Origin of the sequence: Streptomyces sp. CBMA152 (assembly GCF_014596475.1) — a bacterium.
Lineage (GTDB): Bacteria > Actinomycetota > Actinomycetes > Streptomycetales > Streptomycetaceae > Streptomyces.
The window spans coordinates 82,211-106,323 of the sequence record NZ_MECJ01000039.1 but is presented as its reverse complement, the minus strand read 5'-3'; the positions used below and the strand labels follow the sequence as shown (position 1 = coordinate 106,323).

Genomic DNA, 24,113 nt, shown 5'->3' with positions numbered 1-24,113 from the left:
GCTCCGCGTTCGTCCGGCGTCCTCGCTCGGCCGACCGGGCGTCGCAGGGGCGTGCGGCGGCGCCTGAAAGGGCGCGCGACTTGCGCCTTTCGGCCCTTGACGCGGCATCCCGGGGTGGAGAAGACTCCTGCTGATAATCCGCATCACTGACGATGCCCTCCGGGGCCCATTCCGGGAGGACCCCGTGCGTCTGTCCCCACCCTTAGCCTCGCCCCTGCGGATCGCGGCCGCCCGCCTGTGGCTCCCCGACCGGCGGGAGACGACCGAGGCGGCACTCACGGCCGGACGGGTCGACGAGGAGACGGCGACGCGCCTGGGCTACCGCGAAGTCACCGTGAGCCCCGACCACTCGGCGCCCGAGATGGCGGTGTCCGCCGCCACCGACGCGCTCAACGCGGCCGGGTGGGACGGCGCGGGCGTCGACATGGTGACGCACGCCTGGACCTACCACCAGGGCCATGACTTCTGGTCCCCGGCCAACTACGTCGCCCACCACATGGGCGCCTCCACCGCGACCGCCATCGGCGTCCAGCAGATGTGCAACGGCGGAGCCGCCGCACTCGAAGTGGCCGCCGCCAGGATGATCGCCGACCCCTCGGTCGCGCGCAGCGCGGTCACCACCGGCGACCGCTTCCTCGCCCCCGCCTTCGACCGCTGGATGGGCGACTACGAGCTCGTCTACGGGGACGCGGGCACCGCCCTGCTCCTCGACCGCGCGCAAGGACCGTACGAGCTGCTGTCCGTGGCGACCGTGGTCCGTTCGGAGTACGAGACGATGCACCGGGGCGACGACGAGTTCAGCTCGATGGCGCGCACCCTGCCACAGGTCGATGTCCGCCGCACCAAGCGGGCGTTCGTCGCCTCGGGCGCGGAGCCCGGGTTCGCGGCGGCGCTGATCGACGCGGTCCTCGAAGCGGTGACCACCGCACTCGCCGAGGCGGGGCTCGCCGCCGACGACCCGACGGTGCGGTTCCTGACGCTGCCCCGGCTCGGCGCCGGCCCGCTGGAGGAGTTCTTCCTCCCTGCGGTGAACCGGCTCGGCCTTCGCCACGCCGAGATCCTCAACCTCGGTGGTGGCACGGGCCACTTGGGCGCGGGCGACTCCGCCGCCAACCTCGCCACCCTGCACGCGGAGAAGCGGCTCGCCCAGGGGGACGTGGCCCTGCTGCTCAGTCTCGGCGGCGGGTTCAGCTGGTCCTGCGTCGCCGTACGGGCGGCCGCCTGATGGCGGGCAAGGCAGGGGCGCTCTCCGACCGCGCGATCGTGGCCGTGCTGTGCGGCGGGTTCTTCCTGCTCGACTTCGATCTCGTCGTCATCAACCCCGTACTGGTCCCGGTCTCCAAGGACTTCGGGGTGGGTCTGGGGACGGTCGCGTTCGCGCTGACCGGCTATCTGGCGATGGTCGGCATCATGCAGCCCGTGCACGGCTCGGTCTCGGACCGGGTGGGCCGGGTGCGCGTCCTGCGGACCGCGCTGGTCGGGCTCGGCGTCGCCGACCTGGGCGCGGCCCTCGCGCCCAATGTGGCCCTGCTGATCGTCGGGCGCGCGATCGCGGGCGGCTTCGCGGCCGCGCTCATCCCGGTGACCGTGGCGTACGTGGGCGACCACATCCCGATGGAGCGCCGCCAGAGAACGATGGCGGCGCTGATGTCGTCCAGCGCGGTCGGCGCGGCCTCCGCGACCGTGGTGGCGGGCATCCTCACCGATCTGCTCAACTGGCGCTCCCCGCTGCTGATCCCGGCCATAGCGGCGCCGCTCCTCGCCGTGGTGTACGCGCGGCTGCCGGAGACGCCACCGGTCCGCGAGGCGGCGGGGCCGAGCGCACGCGAGCGGTTCGCCCAGGTCCTCGGGGACGGCTGGTTCCGCTTCTTCATCCCGTTCACCTTCATCGAGGGCGCGGCGATGATGGGCCTGTTCAACTTCTTCAACGCCGCCCTCCAGAAGCACGGCAGCAGCGTGCTGATGTCGGGCCTGGTGACCAGCGCGTACGGTGTGGCGGCCATCGGCGGCAGCGTGGTCGTCAAGGCCATCGACGCCCGGGCGACCGGCGCGGGCATGTTCGGCTGGGGCACGGGTCTGCTGTTCACCGGCTATCTGACGGCCGCGCTCACCCAGTCGGTGGCGGGCATCCTGATCGCCAGCGCGCTCGCCGGGCTCGCCCTGGCCGTCGGCCAGTCCGCCCTCCAGGCGTGGATCCTGGAGGCGGCGGCACCCGAGGTGCGCGGCAGCGCCACCGCGCTCATCGCGTGCTCGGTGTTCACCGGCGCCGCCATCAGTACGGCCGCCGTCGGCCCGCTCGCCGGGCGCGGCGACTTCGGGCTGCTGTTCGCCATCGCGGCGGCCGCGACCGTACCGGTGTCGATCGTCGGCACGGTGGCGCGGATGCGTTTCGCCAACTCCGACCGGGCCATGACGATGCCCGCCGGGCCGCCGCCCGCCGTGGACCGGGAAGCCCCCAACTCGCTCAACTGACCAGGATTTTCGGCTGACTTGATCCCCGTACCAATCGAACCGAGGAGAAGTCGATGGCGCTGTTCGCGGTGATAGCCAAGCGGGCCCCGATCGGAATCAGCATCGAGGAGTTCCAGGAGAAACTGGCCGAGGGCTTCCAGTACACCAAGGACCTGGAGGACAAGGGCCTGATCAAGAACCGCTGGATCCTGGTGGGGGCCTCGGCGGGGCTCAACATCTACGACGTGGAGTCGCACGAGCAGCTGATGCAGCTGCTCTACCGCAGCCCCGCCGGGCTGCACCTCGACTTCGAGGTCTATCCCCTCATCAGCCCGCCGAGCTACGACCCGACGGCCCACTGAAGAACACCTCGTCGATCCGGCTCAGCGAGCGGAAGTCGTCGAGGTCGAGGGTCTCGACGTCGACGGGCCGCCCGCTGAGCCGTTCGATCAGGACGATGAACTCCAGGAACCCGAGCGAGTCGATGAGCCGGCTCTCGATCAGGTCGTCGTCGGGGCCGATCTCGGCCGCCTCCGGGTGCCGCCCGCTGATCCAGGCGACGACCTCCGCCAGCTCGGCGGCCCGCGCGGCGCTCACCGCTCCGCCCCGTCGAACGCCACGGGCGCCTGTTCAAGGGCCGCCTTCTCCACGGCCACCGTCGCCGCCTCCCAGCTCCCGTACTTCGTGTGCAGCACCGACAGCCAGCGCTCCAGGCCGAAGGCCGCACAGCTGGTGTGGACGGCCTTGCCGGTGTCGGCGAGGGTGATGCCGCAGCGCTCGCCGAAGAAGTTGCGGTGGACGTTGACGGAGGCGATGGCCAGGTCGTCGACGATGAACTCGTGCTTGACGGGTGCGAGTTTCTGCAGCAGCGCCCGCTGGCCGCCCCGGTCGTAGAACGGGTCGGTCGCCGCCTCCTTGCGCATCGCGAGACCGAGGGTCGCCGCGAGCGCCAGGATGCGCTCCTCGAACCGGCGCAGATGCTCCTGGGTGAACTCGTGCGAGCCGAGCGCCACGACCTCGCGCATATGGAACCCGAGGAGGCGCCGCAGCCCGTCGTAGTGCTCCTCGCGCCGGAAGCAGCGGCCGAGGACCGTCACCGTCGTACCGTCGTCGAGGGCGCGTCCCTCGTGGTGGAGGTAGACGGCGAAACAGGCCGCCGAGGGGAGCCCGAAGCGGGCGGGTTCGAGGACCTGCCCGTCGAACTCCTCGTGCTCGACGCCTTGTTGATGTTGCGTCAGGTCGAGGGTGCTGACCACCAGCGCCTGGTGCGGGAAGTTGTCGTACACGTCGAGCTTGGCCAGCGAGGCGACCGGCAGCAGCGGGGGCATGATCATGGGTAAGGCGCCGCCGCCGGTCCCCCAGCCCTCGAAGAGCGCGTCGAGCCGTTGCAGCAGGACGGTGGCGCCGGGCGACAGGGCCGCAAGGCCGGGGCCGTCCGGCGGGGGCGCCGTCATGAGACGACTTCGGCGGTGGCACCGCCGACCGCGAGGCGGAGCACGTCCTGGGCGCAGCCCCAGGACAGGCCGACCGCGATACCGCCGTGGCCGTAGTTGTGGATCACCCGGGCGGACCCGATCTGCTCCACTTCGAGGCGGGTCTGCGGGCGGGAGGCGCGCAGGCCGACCTCCACGCCCGTGATCGCGGCCCCGGCGATCCGGGGCTCGACCGCGATGCAGCGGGCCAGGATCTCCTCGGTCTGCGCCGGGTCCGGGTCCATGCTCCACACCTCGCGCTCGGCGGTGCCGCCGCACACCAGACGGCGGCCGTGCGGGAAGTAACTCGTCGAGTTCGGGCCGGGGTTCTGCTCGAAGAAGAACTCTTCGATGCCCGGGTTCTCCACGATCACGTGCTGCCCGCGCACCGGGAACACCTTCGGGTCGCCCGCGAGCGCGCGCGCCCCGACGCCGGTGCAGTTGACGACGAGCGGCGACTCGGCGGCCGCCGCCTCAAGGGAGGCCACCTCGCCCACCTCGACGGTGCCACCGGTGGCGGTGACGCGACCGGCCAGGTACTCCAGATAGACGGGCATGTCGACGGTCGGCAGATCGACCCGGAACGCCACCGCGAAACCGCCGCTCTCCTCGGCGCCGCACGGCTCGTAGCCGGGCAGATGGGCGGCCCAGTCATGGCCGCCGTCGGCCTGCCGGTTGACCAGTCGGCCCCGGGTCAGATGGACGCCGCTGTCCGGCTGCTTGGCCAGCGCGGTGAACTCGGCCAGGCTCGCCTGGTGCCACGGCCGGGTGATCGCGGTGGGCGCGAACTTGGCCTCCGCCTCGGTCTCGTCGGCGATCGCCGGGCCGCCGATGATCGCCCCGGCCACCGCCGAGGTCGTCCGGCGGGGCGGGCGCTCGGCGACCACCCGGACCGTGTAACCCCGCTCCGCCAGACATACCGCCGTGGTCAGCCCGGCCACACCGGCACCGATGACCAGGACCTCGTTGCGCATCGTCACTCGCCTGCACCTCTCGCTGTTTCAACGTGACGGACATTCGTACGGAAAAGACGTGCCCCGGGCGGCAGGTGTGACGCGGCCCGTCCTACTCATGGGCTATCGCGACACACGACCAGGTGAAGCCGTTTCCCGCGCTCAGGAACAGCGCCACCTCGCCCGGCGCGAGCCGGTCGTCGGCCTGGAGGGTCGCGAGGTTGGCCACGGGGTCCCCGGCACCGAGGTGCCCGGTGTCGCGGCCGAGGTCGAGGATCTCGGTGTGGGGCAGGGCGAGTTCACGTACGGACGGCTCGTAGAACTGGGTGAGCGCGCCCGTGCTGAGCCGGGGCAGGACCAGACAGCGCAGCCGGGGGTCGGCCGGGGTGAGTCCGGCGTCGGCGATGGCGTCGAGCACCACGCGCTGGACCGAGCGGCGCAGTACGGCCACGAACTTGGGCCAGCCGCCCGCCGCCCGGAAGAACAGCTTGGTGCGCCGGGCGCTGATGGTGTCGTACGCGGTGCGGGGCGCGGGGGTGAAGGCGTCGCCGCCCCGGTAGAGGGTCTCGTACTCGGGGACGCTGACGGACGAGATCGCGAGCAGCCGGTACGGGCCCGCCTCGCGGTCGAGGAGCAGCGCGGTCGCCGCGTCCCCGTACGCCACGTCGATGTCGCCGAACCAGCGGTCGAAGCCGGGCTCCACGAAACGGTCGGCGGTGGTCACCAGGCAGCGGTTCACCGTCGGGTCCAACGCGAGTCGGGCGGCGGCCACTTCGAGGGCCGCGACGCCGCCGTTGGAGGTCTGGTGCACCCCGAGCGGGGTCGCGTGCCGGGCGCCGACGCCGTGGGCCACGTAGTGGGGCGCGGACCAGAAGTCATGGCCCTGGTGGTAGATCCAGGAGTGGACGACCAGGCCGAGGTCGTCACCGGACCAGCCCGCGTCGGCGAGCGCCTTCTGGGCGGCGAGGACGGCCATTTCGGGGGCCGCGCGGTCGGGGCTCTCGCTGAGCGCGCGATAGCCGAGCCGGTCCGCGGTCTCCTGGTCGAGCCGGCCGGCCGCCACCGCCTCATCGCAGTCGAGACGCCGGGACGGCAGCCAGAGCACGGCAGCGGCTATGCCCGGTGGTTCGGGTAACGGCGGACTCAGTCTCACGGGCTGCCTCCTCGTACCGGCCCGACGGTTCGGGCCGCACTCCCGGACGACGCGGGCCGTCCCTCCCGGCTGCCCACTATATTGTCAGCGTTATTGATTGTCAGGCATCTGTCCCTCAACTTTCGCGCACAACCGGCGCGTTTCACTCAGCCCGCGCCGGGTCAGCATGGGGTGTCCTGGTTCCGGAGTGTGAGGAGATACGTGGTGTCCCAACAGCCCGCCCGTCCCACCGCCGACGCGGTCGTGCCGATGACGCCGATCGGGTACGTCGTGACCGAGTACGCCAAGCCCCAACAGGCGCCTCCGCAGGCGACGTTGGCGTACGAGGACCAGGGCCGTGTCGTGCTCTTCGAGCCGTACGCCCCGGGCCTCGACGGGCTCGCGCCGGGCTGGTACGTCTGGCTGCTGACCTGGCTGCACGACCAGACGGAGGAGGAGACCACTCCGCTGCGGGTGGTGCCCCGGGGGTGGGAGAAGAGCGGACGCACGACCGGTGTGTACGCCACGCGTACGCCCAATCGGCACAACCGGATCGGGCTGAGTCTGGTCCGGATCCGGGACGTGAAGGAGAACGTCCTGTACTTCGACGGGGTCGACCTGGTCGATGGCACGCCGGTGCTCGACATCAAGCCTTATTCGACCACGTCGGACACTCCGCCGGAAGATGACTGAAGTCGACTGCGGACCGGAGGCTTTCGGGAAAGGGTGGGGTGGGGAGAGCTACGCCACCGAACCTATCCGCCCCACCGGCCCCTCGGAACCCTCGTGGTGGATCGGGGTGTGCGCACCCGTGAGCGACACCCCACTACCGCCGCGGCGGTTCGCCACGATCTCCGCCGCGATCGACAACGCCGTCTCCTCCGGCGTACGGGCGCCGAGGTCGAGGCCGATCGGGGAACGGAGGCGGGCCAGTTCCAGCTCCGTCACGCCGACCTCGCGCAGGCGCGCGTTGCGGTCCTCGTGGGTGCGGCGCGAACCCATCGCGCCGACGTACGCGACCGGCAGCCGCAGCGCCGCCTCAAGGAGCGGGACGTCGAATTTCGCGTCGTGGGTCAGGACGCACAGCACCGTGCGCGCGTCCACCTCCGTCGACGCCAAGTACTTGTGCGGCCACTCCACCACGATCTCGTCCGCCTCCGGGAAGCGGACCGGTGTGGCGAACACGGGCCGCGCGTCGCACACCGTGACGCGGTAGCCGAGGAACTTGCCCACCCGCACCAGCGCCGACGCGAAGTCGATCGCGCCGAAGACGATCATCCGGGGCGGCGGGACGCTCGACTCGACCAGGACCGTGAGCGGTTGGCCGCACAGGCGGCCGTCCGCGCCCAGCGTCAGCGTGCCCGTGCGGCCCGCGTCCAGCATCGCCCCGGCCTCCTGCGCCACCGCCCGGTCGAGCTCGGGGTGGCCGCCGAGGGCGCCCTCGTACGTACCGTCGGGGCGGACCAGGAGCGGGCGGCCGACCAGGTCGGACGGGCCCTCGGTGATGCGGGCAAGCGCCGCTGCCTCGTCGCGCGAGGCGAGGGCCAGCGCGGTGGCGAACACGGCCCGCGACGGGGAGTCGGCGGGTACCGGCGTGACCAGGATGTCGATGATGCCGCCGCAGGTCAGGCCGACCGCGAAGGCGTCCTCGTCGCTGTAGCCGAAACGTTCCAGTACGGGCTCGCCGTCCGCCAGCGCCTGCTGGCACAGCTCGTACACCGCGCCCTCCACACATCCGCCCGAGACCGAGCCGATCGCCGTGCCCTCGCCGTCGACGGCGAGCGCCGCACCCGGCTGGCGGGGCGCGCTGCCGCCGACGGCCACCACGGTGGCGACGGCGAAGTCACGGCCCTGCTCGACCCACCGGTTGAGCTCTTCGGCGATGTCCAGCATGTCGGTCTCCTTACGGAACGGATCAGTGGAGGGCGTCGGTCGTACGCCCGATGGTGACCTACTTGACGCCCAGCCAGCTCTCAATGGGACTCAGCGCGAAGTAGACGAGGAAAATGCCCGACAGGGCCCACATGAACCCGCCGATCTCCCGCCACTTGCCCTGGGACGCCTTGATGACGGTGTAGGCGATGACGCCCGCGCCGACACCGGCCGTGATGTTGTACGTGAACGGCATCAGGACCACGGTGAGGAACACCGGGATCGACACCGCGCGGTCGTTCCAGTCCACGTGCCTGGCGGCGCTCATCATCATCGAGCCGATCACGACCAGCGCGGCGGCGGCCACCTGGGCCGGAACCAGCTGGGTGAGCGGGGTGAAGAAGAGACAGGCCGCGAAGAACAGACCGGTGACGACCGACGAGAGGCCGGTACGGGCGCCCTCACCGGCGCCGGTCGCGGACTCGATGAAGACGGTCTGGCCGGAGGCACCGGAGACACCGCCGATCGCGCCGCCCGCGCCGTCGATGAACAGCGCCTTGGACAGGCCCGGCATCCGGCCCTTGTCGTCGGCGAGCTTGGCCTCCTGGCCGACGCCGATGATGGTGGCCATCGCGTCGAAGAAGCCGGCCAGCACCAGGGTGAAGACGATCATGCCGACGCTGATCGCGCCGATCTGTCCCCAGCCGCCGAACTCCACATGGCCGAAGAGTCCGAAGTCGGGCTTGGAGACCGCGCTGCCGCTCAGACCGGGGGCGGCTCCGCCCCAGTCCTTGTCGGTCAGACCGCCGACCTTGGTGACGACGAGCGAGAGGACCGTGCCGGTCACGATGCCGATCAGGATCGCGCCGGGAACGTTGCGCGACTGGAGGGCGAAGATCAGGAGCAGGGTCACCGCGAAGAAGAGGACCGGCCAGCCGACCAGTTCGCCCGTGGCGCCGAGGGTGACGGGCCCGCCCTTGCCGCGCCCCACGAACCCGGCCTTCACCAGGCCGAGCAGGGCGACGAACATGCCGATGCCCATGGTGATCGCGTGCTTGAGCGGCAGCGGGATGGCGTTCATGATCATCTCGCGGAGGCCGGTGACGACCAGCAGCATGATGACCACGCCGTACATGACGCACATGCCCATGGCCTGCGGCCAGGTCATGTTGGGGACCACCTGGGTGGTCAGGGCCGCGGAGACGTTCAGTCCGGCGGCGAGTGCGAGCGGGACCTTGCCGATGAAGCCCATCAGCAGAGTGCTGACCGCGGCCGCGAGCGCGGTGGCGGTCACCAGGCCCGCATGGCCCAGCGTGTGCTTGTCGACGTCGGGCGTCGACAGGATCAGCGGGTTGAGCAGGAGGATGTAGCACATCGCCATGAAGGTGGTGATGCCGCCGCGCACCTCCTGCGCGACCGACGATCCTCGGTCCGTTATGTGGAAGTACCGGTCGAGCCAAGATCTGCCGGCGGGGACGAGCGAGCCGGAGCCCGCGTCCTCGGCGGTCGTCTTCGGCTCCAGGGACTGCTGGGTCATGGTGCCTACTCCCAAGGTTCAAAGGGGCACCCGCATAAGACTTGGGGATCTCAGTCAGACAAGCTGCGGGATTTGGGATGGTGCGTGGGCTGCACGACCCGGGGGACGGCCCGAGACGAACGTTTCCGCGGACTGCCGGGGTACCGGTTCCTGCCCGGTACCGCAGTGCGGCTCAGAAGCGGTGGTGCTGGTGGTGGTGCTCTGTACGGGTGGTGCTGGTGGTGCGAAGGACCGCGAGCGGTGCGGTACTCCTGTACTCCGGGCGGCGCGGGCGGTCGGGGAAGTGTGACGTTCCTGGTGAGCACGCACCGCCCGGAGGGTTCGGGGGGTCAGGACGACTCGGTGCCCGTCAGGTGCTCGGGGCGTACGGGAGTCCTGTTCAGCTCCAGACCCGTCGCGTTCCGGATCGCCGCGAGGACGGCCGGGGTGGACGAGAGGGTCGGGGCCTCACCGATGCCGCGCAGCCCGTACGGGGCGTGCTCGTCGGCGAGTTCGAGCACGTCGACCGGGATGGTCGGGGTGTCGAGGATGGTGGGGATGAGGTAGTCCGTGAAGGAGGGGTTGCGCACCTTCGCGGTCTTCGGGTCGACGATGATCTCCTCCATGACCGCCACGCCCAGGCCCTGGGTGGTGCCACCCTGGATCTGGCCGACGACGGACAGCGGGTTGAGCGCCTTGCCGACGTCCTGGGCGACCGAGAGCTCGACGACCTTGACGAGGCCGAGCTCGGTGTCCACCTCGACGACCGCGCGGTGCGCGGCGAACGAGTACTGGACATGGCCGTTGCCCTGGCCGGTGCGCAGGTCGAACGCCTCGGTGGGCCGGTGGCGCCACTCCAGCTCCAGCTCGACCGCCTCGTCCTCCAGGACGTCCACGATGTCCGCGAGGACCTCGCCGCCGTCGGTGACGACCTTGCCGCCCTCCAGGAGGAGTTCGGCCGTCGCCCAGGCCGGGTGGTACGAGCCGAACTTGCGCCGGCCGATCTCCAGGACCGCCTCGCGCACGTTCTCGCAGGTGTTCTTGACCGCGCCGCCGGTGACGTACGTCTGGCGCGAGGCCGAGGTGGAACCGGCCGAGCCGACCTGGGTGTCGGCCGGGTGGATGGTCACCTGGGTGACGCCGAGCTCGGTGCGGGCGATCTGCGCGTGGACGGTGACTCCGCCCTGGCCGACCTCCGCCATCGCGGTGTGCACGGTCGCGACCGGCTCGCCGTTGATGACCTCCATGCGCACCTTGGCGGTGGAGTAGTCGTCGAAGCCCTCGGAGAAGCCGACGTTCTTGATGCCGACCGCGTAGCCCACACCCCGTACGACACCTTCGCCGTGCGTGGTGTTGGAGAGGCCGCCCGGCAGCGCGCGGACGTCCGCCGCCTCGCCGGCCGTCACCCACTGCTGCTCGGGCGGCAGCGGGCGGGCCTTGATGCGGCGCAGCAGTTCGGCGACCGGGGCCGGGGAGTCGACCGGCTGGCCGGTCGGCATGATCGTGCCCTGCTCCATCGCGTTCATCTGCCGGAACTCGACCGGGTCGATGCCCAGCTTCGCCGCCAGCTTGTCCATCTGCGCCTCGTAGGCGAAGCACGCCTGGACCGCACCGAAGCCGCGCATGGCGCCGCAGGGCGGGTTGTTCGAGTAGAGCGCGATCGCCTCGATGTCGACGTCGTCGATGACGTACGGGCCGACGGAGAGGGACGAGGCGTTGCCGACGACCGCCGGGGAGGCCGACGCGTAGGCGCCGCCGTCCAGGACGATCTTGCACTTCATGTGCGTGAGCTTGCCGTCCTTGGTGGCGCCGTGCTCGTAGTAGAGCTTCGCCGGGTGGCGGTGCACATGGCCGAAGAACGACTCGAACCGGTTGTAGACGATCTTGACCGGCTTGCCGGTGCGCAGCGCCAGCAGGCAGGCGTGGATCTGCATCGAGATGTCCTCGCGGCCGCCGAAGGCACCGCCGACGCCGGAGAGCGTCATGCGCACCTTCTCCTCGGGCAGGCCGAGGACGGGGGCGATCTGCTTGAGGTCCGAGTGCAGCCACTGGGTGGCCACGTACAGCTCGACGCCGCCGTCCTCGGACGGCACGGCGAGGCCGGACTCCGGGCCGAGGAAGGCCTGGTCCTGCATGCCGAAGGTGTACTCGCCCTTGACGATGACGTCGGCGCGCTTGGCGGCCTCGTCGGCGTTGCCGCGCACGATCGGCTGGCGGTGCACGATGTTCGGGTGCGGCACGTGGCCGATGTGGTGGTCGTCGCGGCCCTCGTGGACCAGGATCGCGTCGGGGGCGGTCGCGGACGCCTCGTCCGTGATGACCGGCAGCTCGACGTACTCGACCTTGATCTTGGCGGCGGCGCGGCGCGCGGTCTCCGGGTGGTCGGCGGCGACCAGCGCCACCGGCTCGCCGTGGTGGCGTACCTTGCCGTGCGCGAGGACCGGGGTGTCCTGGATCTCCAGGCCGTAGTTCTTCACGTCGGTCGGCAGGTCGTCGTAGGTCAGCACGGCGTAGACGCCGGGCATCGCGACGGCCTCGGAGATGTCGATCGACTTGATCTCGGCGTGGGCGACCGTGGAGCGCAGGGTCTGGCCCCAGAGCATGTCCTCGTGCCACATGTCCGAGGAGTACGCGAACTCACCGGTGACCTTGAGGGTGCCGTCGGGCCGCAGCGTCGACTCGCCGATGCCGCCCTTGGTCTTGGAGCCCTGGGTGATGTTGGTGGGAGTACCAGTGGTGGCCATGATCGTCAGACCGCCTCTTCCTGACGGGCGGCCGCGAGGCGGACCGCGTCGAGGATCTTCTCGTAACCGGTGCAGCGGCAGAGGTTGCCGGAGAGGGCCTCGCGGATGTCCTGGTCGGACGGGGAGGCGTTGTGCTCAAGGAGCTCGTCGGCGGCGACCAGCAGACCCGGGGTGCAGAAACCGCACTGGACGGCGCCGGCGTCGATGAACGCCTGCTGGATCGGGGAGAGGTCCCCGGAGTCGGCGCTGCGGCCGTCCTGCGGCTTGGCCTGCCAGCGCTGGGCGGCGTCCACCGAGGTGCCGCACGCGCCGGAGGCACAGGCTCCGCCCGGGTGGGTCTCGTCGCGGTGCTTGGCGTAGTCGGCCAGGCCCTCGACGGTGACGACCTCGCGGCCCTCGACCTGACCGGCCGCGACCAGGCAGGAACACACCGGCACGCCGTCCAGGCGGACCGTGCAGGAGCCGCATTCGCCCTGCTCACAGGCGTTCTTCGAACCCGGAAGACCCATGCGCTCGCGCAGGACGTAGAGAAGGCTCTCGCCCTCCCAGACGTCGTCGGCTTCCTGCTTGCGGCCGTTGACCGTGAAATTGACGCGCATGGTTATGCAGCTCCTTCAAGCGAGCGGCCGGTGCCGCGGTACTGCTCCCAGGTCCAGCCGAGGGTGCGGCGGGCCATGATGCCCACGGCGTGCCGGCGGTACTTGGCGGTGCCTCGTACGTCGTCGATCGGGTTGCAGGAGGCGGAGGCGAGCTCCGCGAACTGCTTGGCGATCGAGGGGGTGATGATCTTGCCGCTCTCCCAGAATCCGCCCTCTTCGAGCGCGGCGTTCAGGAACTCCTCGGCGGCCTTGGCCCGCACGGGGGTCGGGGCGGCGGAGCCGATGCCGGTGCGGACCGTACGGGTCTCGGGGTGCAGGGCCAGACCGAAGGCGCACACCGCGATGACCATCGCGTTGCGGGTGCCCACCTTGGAGTACTGCTGGGGGCCGTCCGCCTTCTTGATGTGGACCGTCTTGATGAGCTCGTCCGGCGCCATCGCGTTGCGCTTCACACCGGTGTAGAACTCGTCGATCGGGATCAGGCGCGCGCCGCGCACCGACTCGACCTCGACCTCGGCGCCCGCGGCGAGCAGCGCCGGGTGGGCGTCACCGGCCGGCGAGGCGGTGCCCAGGTTGCCGCCGACGCCGCCGCGGTTGCGGATCTGCGGGGAGGCCACGGTGTGCGAGGCGAGCGCCAGACCCGGCAGCTCGGCCCGCAGGTTCTCCATGATCTGGGTGTACGAAACGGACGCGCCGAGTCGTACGGTCTCCTCGCCGACCTCCCACGCGCGCAGCAGCTCGATGCGGTTCAGGTCCAGAAGGTACTCGGGCCGGCGGTGGTCGAAGTTGATCTCGACCATCACATCGGTGCCACCCGCAATGGGCACAGCCGTGGGGTGCTCGGCCTTGGCGGCGAGCGCCTCCTCCCAGCTGGCGGGGCGAAGGAAGTCCATGAGTGGCTCTCTTCTTCTCAATCGGGGTCGATCGCGCGGGTCCCGGTGACGGCAGGGCCTGGGCTTCAAAGTCGTTCATGTGCTGTTAACGCTGTGTGGCCCCAGTACACAAGCCTCACTCCGCCGGGTGCAGTCACCGAAACCATGAAGGAGTTGGCTGGTCTCCATCTACGTCTTGTAGATTCGTATGAAAGGCGGTGCTCAGAAACCCCACCGCTTTCCACCGGCAACAACAAGACAGATCGGCGGCGACACGCGATGCGGCTGCGCGCACTTCTGGAGACCGACGCGCTGGGGCTGCGGCTACTCGGCGGCGAGGACGAGCTGGACCGCACCGTACGCGGTGTGATGACCACTGACCTGCGCGATCCGAGCCGCTATCTCTCCGGCGGCGAGCTCGTCCTCACCGGGCTCGCCTGGCGCCGGGACGCCGACGATTCCGAGCCATTCGTACGGATCCTGGCCGGAGCCGGGGTGGTCGGCCTGGCGGCCGGCGAGGCCGAGCTGGGCGCGATCCCGGATGACCTGATCCGTGCATGTACACAGCACCGGCTGCCGCTGTTCGCGGTCAACGAGTCGGTCGCCTTCGCGACCATCACCGAGCACGTGGTGCGCCAGGTGTCCGGCGAGCGGGCCGGGGACCTGGCGGCGGTCGTCGACCGGCACCGGCGGCTGATGACGTCGGGCCCGGCGGGCGGCGGCCCGGAGGTCGTCCTGGACCTGCTCGGCTCCGACCTGGACCTGCGGGCCTGGGTGCTCTCCCCCACCGGCCGGCAGATCGCGGGCGCCGGCGACCCGCTGGAGGCGTCGGTCGGCGCCACTCTCGCGGGTGAACATCTCGCCGCGACCCGCACCGGCCGTCGCGGCCCCCACCGGGCCGTGGTGAACGGCACCACGTACTCGCTGTTCCCGATCCGCCACAGCGGGCGCGGAGCGGCCCCGGCGGCCCGTGACGTGCGCGAGACGGTCCTGTCGGACTGGCTGCTCGCGGTCGAGGCGGACGCGGGCGACTGGCCCGCGGCCCGACTCGATCTGCTCCAGGGCGTCACCCAGCTGATCGCCGTGGAGCGCGACCGCCGCGACGCTGCCCGTGCGGTACGCCGACGGCTCGCCCAGGAGGTCCTGGAGCTGGTGCAGACCGGCGCCGCGCCCGCCGAGATCGCGGCCCGGCTGCGGGTCGCGGCCCCAGTGCTGCTGCCGGGCCTGGGCTCGGCGCCGCACTGGCAGGTCATCGTGGCCCGGGTCGACTGGAGCCAGTCCGCGACCGGCGCGGCCGAGATCGCGGGCGGCCCCGTCGCCCAGGCGCTCCTTGAGGAGATCCTGGTCGACCCGGCGGTGGCCGGATCCGACTCCTCGGACCGCATCGCGGTCGCCCACGCGGGCGACGAGGCGATCGCACTCGTGCCGCTGCCCGCCGTGGGCCCGGAGGGCTCCGAGAGCGGGCTGCACGCCGACGCGCTGCTCGCCGCCGTCCAGGCGCCGCTCTCTGCGGGCCTCGCCGACGACGGACGCCTGACACTGGGTGTCAGCGCGGCCGTGCACTCGGCGGAGGGGCTGCGCGGCGCCCTGGAGGAGGCCCGGCACGCCCGCCGGGTCGCCGCCGCCCGCCCGGGCCGGGTCTGCGCCGCCGGGCACCACGAGCTGGCCTCGCACGTCCTGCTGCTGCCGTTCGTCCCGGACGACGTGCGCCGCGCCTTCACCGCCCGCCTCCTCGACCCGCTGCGCGACTACGACCGCCGCCACCGGGCCGAGCTGATCCCGACCCTGGAGGCGTTCCTCGACTGCGACGGCTCCTGGACCCGCTGTGCCACCCGGCTGCATCTGCACGTCAACACCTTGCGCTACCGGGTGGGCCGGATCGAGCAACTGACGGGGCGTGATCTTTCGCGCCTGGAGGACAAGCTGGACTTCTTCCTGGCCCTGCGGATGAGCTGAGGGGGCGCGAAAGCGGCGCGTACGGCCGGGAACACCACCCCGACGTACGGCAACCCGCCGTTTGTGAAGGAATTCACGCATGGCCCTTGGCCCGGCGTGCCAATCCGTGCTGAGATGCGGCCACGACGTTTGGCCCGCGACTCATCAGCTCAATGGCGCGCTCGGGGAGGGCAACGTGGCGTATCCCGCCATGTCTGGTTCCGGAACGACTGCAGATGACGGGGATCCGCTTCAGACCGCGGTGTGGCGGCTGCGCTCGCGCGGCTGCTGGACGGACGCGGCCGCCCTGCTGGAGCCACACTGCGCCGAGCCCGCCGCGGCGCTCCAGCGGGCCGCGCTGCTCACCGAGCGCTGTCTGTACACCGAGAACGGCTGGGCCGAGGCCGAGGAGGCGCTGCGCGGCGCCGAGGCGGTCGCCGGGGACGACGAGGAGCGCGGCGCCGCCGCCTGCGAGCGCGGTCAACTCGCGTACGCGTCAACGCTGTTGGGCGTACGGGACCGGGCCGACGAGGCCCGCTCCGCGTTCGGCCGGGCGGCCGCGCTGATCGCCCCGGCCGCGCGCAGCCGCGCCCTGCTCGACTTCCGACGCGGACTGCTCGCCGAGAACGTCACCGACGCACCCCAGGCGGCCCGGGCCGCCTACCGCCGCGCCCATGCGGGCGCCACCGCCCACGGGGACACCCTGCTGCTCTCGTTCACCTGGCGCCAACTGGCCGGACTCGCCCTGCGCGAAGGCGAGTTGGCCGAGGCCCGCCACGGCTTCGCCGAGTCCCTGCGCATCCGCGAGGAACTGGGCTACCTGGTGGGCACGGCCCCGGCCCTGGCCGCCCTGGCCGAGGCGGAACCGGAACCGGAGGCGACGAGACTGCGCACGGAGGCGGCGCGTTTGTTCCGTCTCCTGGGCGGAGTGCCGACGTGGCTCGCGGCGCATCTGGCCCCGACGCCGGCGACGACCTGACCCCCTTGGGGGCGTGCTTTTGTCTGCGGACCGTGCTGGGCTGGTCGCGCAGTTCCCCGCGCCCCTGGATTGCGCCCCTTCGGGCCGCCCCCGAGGATGCCGCGCAGCGGCATATGAGGGGCGCGGGGAACTGCGCGACCAGCCCCCACCGGTCCGCAGACGAACAACCCCGCCTCCAGCGAAGCGCTAAAGCGCAGACCCCGTGAAATGCTCCCGCACCAGGGACTGAACAACCGTCAGATCCTGGGCGATCAACGCGTCCAGCAACGCCATGTGCTCCGCCGCGTCCGCGACCAACTCCGCATGGCGAGCGACCGGCGCAGCGGTCACCGTGAGCGGCCACTGCGACCGCCGATGCAGATCCTCCGCAACCTGAAGCAACTGCTGGTTCCCGGCAAGCGCCAGCACCGCGCGATGGAACGCGCGATCCGACTCCGCGTACCCCGCCCGATCACCGACCGCCGCCGCCTGCGTCGTCGCCTCGGCGAGCGGCCGCAGCTCGGCCCAGCGGGCGGCCGGGACGGACCGCGCGAGCCGCAGCATCACCGGCACCTCGATCAGCGCCCGCACCTCGGCGAGCTCCGCGAGCTCGACGGCGCTGCGCTCGGTGACCCGGAAGCCCCGGTTCGGGACGACCTCGACCGCGCCCTCGGAGGCCAGGCGCTGCATGGCCTCGCGTACGGGAGTCGCCGAGACGCCGAAGCGCTCGCCGAGCGCCACCGCCGAGTACACCTCGCCCGGCACCAGCTCGCCGTCGACCAGCGCGGCCCGCAGCGCCTCCAGGATCTGGCCGCGCACCGAGTGCCGACGGACCTGGTGCTGCGGGGCGGGCGGCTCGCTGTGGGTGTGCTCCCCGCGTGCGCTGGGCTCGCCCTCGGCACGGGCCTGCGCGGGGACGCGGGGCAACCCGAACGGCGCCACCGCCGCTTCGCGCGCTCTGCCCTGCTCCACCCCAGGCCCTCCTACCGTTCGGTATCTCCCCAGCACCATAGGCGGACAAAGCGACAGTTCAAACCTCGCGCTCATCCGCTAAGGTAAGCCTTACCTGCAAACGATCGTGATTCGGTGGTCCCTGCATGACTGTGTCCACGCTGCTCCCGAGCCCCCTCGCGGCGTCGTACGCGCGCCTCGCCGAGGTCTACCCGGGCCTTCGGGTGGCGGAGCTCGCGGACGGCGAACGGGCCCCGGACTCCCCCGGCTGGGTCGGCGCGCACCGGCTCGCGGAGGGCGGAGACGCCCTGGACACCTTCCTCGGCTGGGACGAGGAGCAGGTCCTGCGGGACTACGGGCAGGAGGCCCGCCCCGGCGTCATCGCCTCGTTCGGCTTCCACCGGTACGCCTGGCCGGCCTGTCTGCTCATCACGGTCCCCTGGTTTCTGCACCGGCGGGTGCCGCGCGTACCCGTCGAGGACGTGGCCTTCCAGCGCACGCTGGGGCGGCTGACCGTACGAGTGCGGGAGTTCGCGTGTCTGCCCGGCGACCCGGCGGCCGCGCTGCCCGGCGCCCGGGTCGTACCGGACGAGGAGGCGCTGCGGGCCGAGGTGCGCGCGGCCGTCGCCGAGCACATCGGGCCCGTGCTCGAAGGCTTCGGACCCCGGATGCGGCGCGGCCGGCGGGCGCTGTGGGGCATGGCGACCGACGAGATCGTCGAGGGCCTCTGGTACGTCGCCGCGCTGCTCGGCGAGGAGCGGCGCGCGATGGGCGAGCTCGAACAGCTGCTGCCGGGCTCGACCAAGCCGTACGTCGGCGGCGCCGGGTTCCGTGAGCTGACGGGACCGGCGGGCGAGCCGCTGCCGACCCGCGACCGGGCCAGTTGCTGCCTCTTCTACACCCTGCGCCCCGAGGACACCTGCGTCACCTGTCCGCGTACCTGCGACGCCGACCGGGTGGCCAAGCTCGGCACGGCGTCCTGAATCCACGCCACTCGTCGGAGTGAGTCGGATTCGAACCCAACTCGTTCTGCGGCCACGCAAGTTCGATCAGATCGCACCTATCCGAATGCCACGGCCGTCCAATGACGGTCTCTTGCCCCGAAAACCCCCTGCGGCCCCGTACGGCAGGAGCACTATGGCGCACGAAATGCCTTACGTGATTCAAGGGACACCGCATGCGACTGACCGACATATCTCTGGACTGGCTGCTTCCGGGCGGCGTGATGATCGTGGGGGTCGTCGTGGCGTTGGTCGTCCTCGCACGCGGCAAGCGCGTCGGCGGCGAGGGCAAGTCCGGCGAGGACACCTGGGAACGCAGCGAGGATCGCCGCAGAAGGAAGGAGGCCGTGTACGGCACGGCTTCCTATGGGCTGCTGTTCTGCTGCGCGGCCGTCGCCGCCGCGCTCTCCTTCCACGGCCTGGTCGGCTTCGGCCGGCAGAACCTGGGCCTGACCGACGGCTGGGAGTACCTGGTCCCGTTCGGCCTCGACGGCGCCGCGATGTTCTGCTCGGTCCTCGCCGTGCGCGAGGCCAGCCACGGCGACGCGGCACTCGGATCGCGTCTGCTGGTGTGGACGTTCGCGGGGGCCGCCGCCTGGTTCAACTGGGTGCACGCGCCACGCGGCATCGCCCACGCGGGCGCCCCGCAGTTCTTCGCCGGGATGTCGCTGTCGGCGGCGGTCCTCTTCGACCGCGCGCTGAAGCAGACCCGCCGGGCGGCACTGCGCGAACAGGGCCTGGTGCCACGGCCGTTGCCGCAGATCCGGATCGTACGGTGGCTGCGCGCGCCCCGAGAGACGTTCGGCGCCTGGTCGCTGATGCTCCTGGAGGGCGTACGGACGCTGGACGAGGCGGTCGACGAGGTCCGCGAGGACCGGCGGGCCAAGGAGCAGAACCGGCTGCGCCGACGCGAGCAGGAGAAGCTGGAGCGGGCACATCTGAAGGCGCTCACCCGGCAGGGCCGGGCTCTTGGCCGGGTGCGGCCCGGGGGCCGACAGGTCGACGTCCCGTCCATCGCCGGTGGTTCGGGCTCCGCGCAGCCGAAGGCTGTCGCGGAGCCCGCCATAGCCGAGCCGGGACAACTGCCTCTACGCAACCGGCCCTCCCTGCAGGCCGTCACGGGCGCTGAGCCCGCGACGTCCCGGACCGTCGACCTCACCGCCGAGGACGACACCCAGACCCTCCCCCGGCTCGACCACCTGGAGCGCAAGCTGAAGGACCTTGAGCAGCAGTTCGGCTAGGCACTGCCGAGCCTCAGCTCGAACCAGACCACCTTTCCCGCCTCGTGCGCGCGTACGCCCCAGGCGTCCGCGAGTGCCTGAACCAGCAGCAGGCCCCTGCCGTGCGTACCGTCGTCGGCGGACGGTACGTGCGGCCTGGGCAGCGCGGCCATGAAGTCATGGACCTCGACGCGAAGCCCGGCCGGTGCGACCGTGGCCGTCACCACCGCCCCGTGATCGGTATGTATCAGGGCGTTGGTCACCAGCTCGCACGTCAGCAGCTCGGCCACGGCGGCCGGCTCCGAGTGCCCCCAGTGGCCCAGCAACTCCCGTAGCGCGCGCCGTACTTCCGGCACCGCCGTGAGATCCGACCGCCCCACCCGGCGCCGCAGCTGTCCCTGGAGCGCGGCGCGCGCACCTGTTCCCTGGAGCGATCCGTCCGTATCGGATCCGGCTCCCCCCTGACGTCCTGTCATGACCCCCACCCGCACGTCGCAACGTCCCTTCCCGTCTCGAACACCCTCACGAGATGCATGCCCCGGTGACCCCCCGTCACGCATGGTGATTCCGCAACGACCGACGGAAACCGGCGCGGGAGCGGTTCCACGCCCACCACCATCGGTTCCGCCCCGGAAACGACCGGAGCGGGCACTCGACGGTGGCGCCCCTTACTCATGGGCGACTCACAGGGTTAAAGGGCCCATAAACCCGGGATTCGCGGGTGAAGGCCCGCGAAGCCCTGCGGTTCCGCACGCCTTCCGGCCACCCCCGCCGGAGACGGGCTGACCGCAGACAATCACCCCATCAACTGACGCGCGGGTGGACACCTTCCTTACGGCCGGGGCACGTTACGTAGATTCGAGCGCGCCATCTGCAGCATCCGCCCGACCCCGCCGTCCAGCACGATCTTGCTCGCGGAGAGCGCGAACCCGGTGACCATCTCCGCGCTGATCTTCGGCGGGATGGAGAGCGCGTTGGGGTCGGTGACGACGTCGACCAGGGCCGGACCCTTGTGCTTGAAGGCGTCCTTGAGCGCGCCCGCGAGATGCTTGGGCTTCTCGACGCGTACGCCGTACGCACCGGCCGCGCGGGCGATCGCCGCGAAGTCGGGGTTGCGGTTGGTCGTCCCGTACGACGGCAGACCCGCGACCAGCATCTCCAACTCGACCATGCCGAGCGAGGAGTTGTTGAACAGCACGATCTTCACCGGCAGGTCGTACTGGACGAGGGTGAGGAAGTCCCCCATCAGCATGGAGAACCCGCCGTCGCCGGACATCGAGATCACCTGGCGGTCGCGGTCGACGAACTGCGCGCCGATCGCCTGCGGCAGCGCGTTCGCCATCGAGCCATGGCTGAACGAACCGATGATCCGCCGCTTGCCGTTGGGCGAGATGTAACGGGCGGCCCAGACGTTGCACATCCCGGTGTCGACCGTGAACACCGCGTCGTCGGCGGCGAGTTCGTCCAGTACGGAGGCGACGTACTCGGGGTGGATGGGAATGTGCTTCTCCACCTTGCGCGTGTACGCCTTGACCACGCCCTCCAGCGCGTCCGCGTGCTTCTTCAGCATCTTGTCGAGGAAACGGCGGTCGGTCTTGGCCTTCACGCGCGGGATGAGACAGCGCAGCGTCTCGCGCGCGTCGCCCCAGACGGCCAGATCGAGCTGCGAGCGCCGCCCCAGACGCTCCGGCCGGACGTCGATCTGCACGATCTTGACGTCGTCGGGCAGGAACGCGTTGTACGGGAAGTCGGTGCCGATCAGGATCAGCAGATCGCACTCATGGGTGGCTTCATAGGCGGCCCCGTAACCGAGCAGCCCACTCATACCGACGTCGTAGGGATTCTGGTACTGAATCCATTCCTTGCCGCGCAGCGCGTGCCCCACCGGGGCCTTGATCCGTTCGGCGAACTCCATCACCTCGGCGTGCGCCCCGGCCGTGCCGCTGCCGCAGAAGAGGGTGACCTTGGCGGCCTCGTCGACGAGCCGGGCCAGCTTCTCGATCTCCGCGTCGCCCGGGCGCACCGACGGCAGGGCGGTGACCAGAGCGTGCTCGACGGCCTTGTCCGGGGCGGGCTCGGAGGCCACGTCGCCCGGCAGCGAGACCACGCTGACGCCGCCCCGGCCGATCGCGTGCTGGATGGCGGTCTGGAGCAGCCGGGGCATCTGCTTGGGGCTGGAGATCAGCTCGCTGTAGTGCGAGCACTCGCGGAACAGCTGGTCGGGGTGGGTCTCCTGGAAGTAGCCGAGGCCGATCTCGGACGAGGGGATGTGCGAGGCGAGGGCGAGGACCGGGGCCATCGAACGGTGGGCGTCGTACAGCCCGTTGATGAGATGGAGGTTGCCCGGGCCGCACGATCCCGCGCAGGCCGCGAGGCTCCCGGTGATCTGGGCCTCGGCGCCCGCCGCGAAGGCCGCGACCTCCTCGTGGCGGACCTGGATCCAGTCGACGGCGGAGTTGCGGCGGATGGCGTCGACGACGGGGTTCAGGCTGTCGCCGACGACGCCGTACATCCGCCGCACCCCGGCCCGGGCGAGGATGTCCACGAACTGCTCTGCCACATTCTGTTTGCCCATGGCTCCATTCATGCCACGGGCAGGCGCCTCACGCCTCCCAGACCGCCACCGCCGTACGGTCGTCGGCGTATCCCTTCACCCTCAGCTGGGTGTCGGCGAGGAAGGCCGCGAGGCCCGGCGGCTCGTCCCCGGCCCAGCGCTCGGCGAGCTCCTTGGCGAGCGCCGGCTCGCCCCTCAGCGGTTCGGCGAGGCCGCCGCTGCACAGGAGCAGGGTGTCGCCCGGGCGGGCGACCGAGGCGCGGAAGCGGAACGGTTCGGCGGGCGGGGGCGGGGCGTCGATGAACGGCCGGACGGGCTCCACGGTGTGCAGGTCCATGGTGAGCCGGTCGCCCTCGACGGACTCGGCGGGCGCCGACCCGAACCCGACGACGGGCTCGCCGGAGACCTCCCCCGGCTCGGGCAGCGCGGGCTCGATGTCCTGCCAGGCACCCCCGCGCAACCGGAAGAGCCCGCCGTGGCCGACGCCGAAGAAGACCCGGGTGCGGCAGGACGGGTCGGCGGACAGCAGCAGACAGCGCAGGCTCGCGGTGTACTGCTCGGGCTCCGCCCCGAGCTCGGCGGCGCGGGCGCGCAGCCGTCCGTAACTGCGGTCGGTGAGCCGGTGAAGGCCCGACTTGAGGTCGCCGCGCCGCCCCGCCCTTATGTCGTCGGCGAGCCGGGCGTGGCTGCGCCCGATGGCCCCGCCGATCCAGCGGCAGGCGTCGGCGGCGGCGAGGTGCGCGTCCCCCACGGCCCGTACGCCGCTGGCCACGGCGACGAGCACGAGCGCGTCCGGGCCGTTCCCGAACCGCGCGGTGAGCAGCGCGTCCCGCCTCGGCTCGCCCCGGTACCGCGCGGAGTCCCCGCGCACGGACGCGGCCCGCAGGACGTACGAGCCGTACCGGGCCCCGTCGAGCACGGTGTCGGCGACGAGCTCCCCGAGACTGTCGGGCCGCGCGAAGGGCAGCGCGGTGGGCTCGGGGTCATAGGTGGGCGGGCCGTCACCCACATGGGCGGTACGGGGGCGTGGGGCCGGGGGTTCCGGTTCGGCCGGGGGTGCCGCGTCCACGACGGTGGGCGGGCCGGACTCGGGTGGGACGGGAGGCTCCGACGGGGTCACGGCGGCGACCTCGGGCGGTGCGGTCGGCGGTTCCGACGGCGGTTCCGGGATCGCCCGGGGCTCGTACGCGGGTGGTGGCGGGGCCGTGGCCGGTAGGGAGTCGGCGGGCTCCCACCAGGAGGCCGTGCGACCGGTGTCGGGCGAGGCCGTGGGGGCGGGCGGCTGCCAGGGCGCCCGGGGGCCGGTGGCGGCCGGGGGCGTTTCGGGAGCCGCACCGGGCATCGGATCGGGTGGCCGGTCCGCAGGATCGATTCGTTCGCTCGCTACGGGCTGTTGGGGCACGCGCGCCGCGTGCCGGGGACCGCTGCGCCCCGACCTCGGGTCCGGCACGGCCGGACTCACCGCCTGCGCGGCCGAGTCGAAACGATCGTCGAGGGTGTCGCCCGCCTTGGCGGGTGCGTTGTCCGGGGCGGGCTCGTCGTACAGGCGAGTCCACCAGTCGTCGTCCGAGGTGCGCCTCTCCCCCTGCTGACTCATGCCCTTATTGTCCACCGCACGGGCCGTACGAAAACGGTGCATCGGGTAAAAGTGGTCAGCACACAAATGCGCACTCCGCACGCGGACGCGAGCGAAATGGACTCCGCCGGGCGGCTCTTCCCCCCACAGGAGAGCCGCCCGACGAAACTGTGGGGCCCGGCGCATTGCTCACCGCACGTCGTACGCCGCGCAACGAGCTGCGTACCGTACGCGATATCGGGCGGATCGCGTCTCCCCGGGTGAATCCGGAAGAAAACAGTCCGCGCGCAAAGCGCACAAATGCCTT

Annotated in this window: 21 protein-coding genes; 8 read left to right on the top strand and 13 right to left on the bottom strand. The window is 71.5% G+C overall.

Features of this window, described 5'->3' with window-relative positions:
• Positions 1-184 precede the first annotated feature (184 nt).
• From BG418_RS38520 to BG418_RS38510, 3 genes are read left to right on the top strand one after another with little or no spacing between them, the layout of a single operon-like run.
• A complete protein-coding gene (locus tag BG418_RS38520) occupies positions 185-1,225 on the top strand; it encodes a 3-oxoacyl-[acyl-carrier-protein] synthase III C-terminal domain-containing protein (RefSeq protein WP_317453899.1) in 1,041 nt (346 codons plus the stop codon).
• A complete protein-coding gene (locus tag BG418_RS38515; protein ID WP_188278741.1) occupies positions 1,225-2,472 on the top strand; it encodes an MFS transporter in 1,248 nt (415 codons plus the stop codon). The genes BG418_RS38520 and BG418_RS38515 overlap by 1 nt, the downstream gene beginning before the upstream one ends.
• 53 nt (positions 2,473-2,525) lie before the next feature.
• Positions 2,526-2,813: a muconolactone Delta-isomerase family protein gene (locus BG418_RS38510; protein WP_188278740.1), complete on the top strand. Its 288-nt coding sequence runs from the start codon at positions 2,526-2,528 to the stop codon at positions 2,811-2,813.
• Here the strand turns inward: BG418_RS38510 and BG418_RS38505 are convergent.
• The 4 genes from BG418_RS38505 to BG418_RS38490 form a co-directional block, all read right to left on the bottom strand.
• On the bottom strand, positions 2,779-3,048 hold the full coding sequence (locus tag BG418_RS38505) for a phosphopantetheine-binding protein (RefSeq protein ID WP_317453898.1): 270 nt from the start codon (positions 3,046-3,048) through the stop codon (positions 2,779-2,781). The genes BG418_RS38510 and BG418_RS38505 overlap by 35 nt on opposite strands.
• Entirely contained in the window at positions 3,045-3,905 is an 861-nt protein-coding gene (locus tag BG418_RS38500; RefSeq protein WP_188278739.1) for a hypothetical protein, read from the bottom strand. The genes BG418_RS38505 and BG418_RS38500 overlap by 4 nt, the downstream gene beginning before the upstream one ends.
• Positions 3,902-4,897 (bottom strand): FAD-dependent oxidoreductase, encoded by a 996-nt coding sequence (locus BG418_RS38495; protein WP_188278900.1) that lies wholly within the window; start codon positions 4,895-4,897, stop codon positions 3,902-3,904. Before BG418_RS38495 ends, BG418_RS38500 begins: the two co-directional genes overlap by 4 nt.
• Positions 4,898-4,988: 91 nt before the next feature.
• The gene (locus tag BG418_RS38490; RefSeq protein ID WP_188278738.1) at positions 4,989-6,029 is read right to left on the bottom strand and encodes a ketoacyl-ACP synthase III family protein; all 1,041 of its coding nucleotides are present in this window, start codon (positions 6,027-6,029) and stop codon (positions 4,989-4,991) included.
• A 204-nt stretch (positions 6,030-6,233) separates the two neighbouring features.
• Between BG418_RS38490 and tsaA the strand changes: the two genes are divergently transcribed.
• On the top strand, positions 6,234-6,701 hold the full coding sequence (gene tsaA, locus BG418_RS38485) for a tRNA (N6-threonylcarbamoyladenosine(37)-N6)-methyltransferase TrmO (protein ID WP_188278737.1): 468 nt from the start codon (positions 6,234-6,236) through the stop codon (positions 6,699-6,701).
• Between the two features lie 48 nt (positions 6,702-6,749).
• Here the strand turns inward: tsaA and BG418_RS38480 are convergent, their stop codons facing one another.
• From BG418_RS38480 to BG418_RS38460, 5 genes are all read right to left on the bottom strand, one after another.
• Positions 6,750-7,901: an XdhC/CoxI family protein gene (locus tag BG418_RS38480; RefSeq protein WP_188278736.1), complete on the bottom strand. Its 1,152-nt coding sequence runs from the start codon at positions 7,899-7,901 to the stop codon at positions 6,750-6,752.
• A gap of 58 nt (positions 7,902-7,959) precedes the next feature.
• Complete coding sequence (locus BG418_RS38475; RefSeq protein WP_188278735.1) at positions 7,960-9,417, bottom strand: NCS2 family permease; 1,458 nt, start codon at positions 9,415-9,417, stop codon at positions 7,960-7,962.
• A gap of 329 nt (positions 9,418-9,746) precedes the next feature.
• Entirely contained in the window at positions 9,747-12,140 is a 2,394-nt protein-coding gene (locus BG418_RS38470; RefSeq protein ID WP_188278734.1) for a xanthine dehydrogenase family protein molybdopterin-binding subunit, read from the bottom strand.
• Positions 12,141-12,145: 5 nt separating this feature from the next.
• Positions 12,146-12,739: a (2Fe-2S)-binding protein gene (locus BG418_RS38465; protein ID WP_188278733.1), complete on the bottom strand. Its 594-nt coding sequence runs from the start codon at positions 12,737-12,739 to the stop codon at positions 12,146-12,148.
• Positions 12,740-12,741: 2 nt separating this feature from the next.
• Complete coding sequence (locus BG418_RS38460; protein ID WP_188278732.1) at positions 12,742-13,632, bottom strand: xanthine dehydrogenase family protein subunit M; 891 nt, start codon at positions 13,630-13,632, stop codon at positions 12,742-12,744.
• Positions 13,633-13,890: 258 nt separating this feature from the next.
• On the opposite strand from BG418_RS38460, the gene BG418_RS38455 reads away from it, so the two are divergent.
• Both BG418_RS38455 and BG418_RS38450 read left to right on the top strand, forming a co-directional pair.
• The gene (locus BG418_RS38455; RefSeq protein ID WP_188278731.1) at positions 13,891-15,567 is read left to right on the top strand and encodes a PucR family transcriptional regulator ligand-binding domain-containing protein; all 1,677 of its coding nucleotides are present in this window, start codon (positions 13,891-13,893) and stop codon (positions 15,565-15,567) included.
• Positions 15,568-15,757: 190 nt separating this feature from the next.
• Complete coding sequence (locus tag BG418_RS38450; RefSeq protein WP_188278730.1) at positions 15,758-16,525, top strand: hypothetical protein; 768 nt, start codon at positions 15,758-15,760, stop codon at positions 16,523-16,525.
• Between the two features lie 186 nt (positions 16,526-16,711).
• Here BG418_RS38450 and BG418_RS38445 read toward each other — a convergent pair whose 3' ends face one another.
• On the bottom strand, positions 16,712-17,476 hold the full coding sequence (locus tag BG418_RS38445; protein ID WP_317453897.1) for a GntR family transcriptional regulator: 765 nt from the start codon (positions 17,474-17,476) through the stop codon (positions 16,712-16,714).
• 125 nt (positions 17,477-17,601) lie between these two features.
• Between BG418_RS38445 and BG418_RS38440 the strand changes: the two genes are divergently transcribed.
• A complete protein-coding gene (locus tag BG418_RS38440; RefSeq protein WP_188278728.1) occupies positions 17,602-18,438 on the top strand; it encodes a (2Fe-2S)-binding protein in 837 nt (278 codons plus the stop codon).
• 194 nt (positions 18,439-18,632) lie between these two features.
• Complete coding sequence (locus BG418_RS38435; protein ID WP_188278727.1) at positions 18,633-19,697, top strand: DUF2637 domain-containing protein; 1,065 nt, start codon at positions 18,633-18,635, stop codon at positions 19,695-19,697.
• Here the strand turns inward: BG418_RS38435 and BG418_RS38430 are convergent.
• The 3 genes from BG418_RS38430 to BG418_RS38420 all read right to left on the bottom strand — a co-directional run bounded on the left by BG418_RS38430 (position 19,694) and on the right by BG418_RS38420 (position 23,827).
• Entirely contained in the window at positions 19,694-20,152 is a 459-nt protein-coding gene (locus BG418_RS38430) for an ATP-binding protein (protein WP_188278726.1), read from the bottom strand. The two genes, BG418_RS38435 and BG418_RS38430, sit on opposite strands and share 4 nt — an antisense overlap.
• A 356-nt stretch (positions 20,153-20,508) precedes the next feature.
• The gene (locus BG418_RS38425; RefSeq protein ID WP_188278725.1) at positions 20,509-22,251 is read right to left on the bottom strand and encodes a pyruvate dehydrogenase; all 1,743 of its coding nucleotides are present in this window, start codon (positions 22,249-22,251) and stop codon (positions 20,509-20,511) included.
• Between the two features lie 28 nt (positions 22,252-22,279).
• A complete protein-coding gene (locus tag BG418_RS38420; protein ID WP_188278724.1) occupies positions 22,280-23,827 on the bottom strand; it encodes a protein phosphatase 2C domain-containing protein in 1,548 nt (515 codons plus the stop codon).
• Between the last annotated feature and the right edge of the window lie 286 nt (positions 23,828-24,113).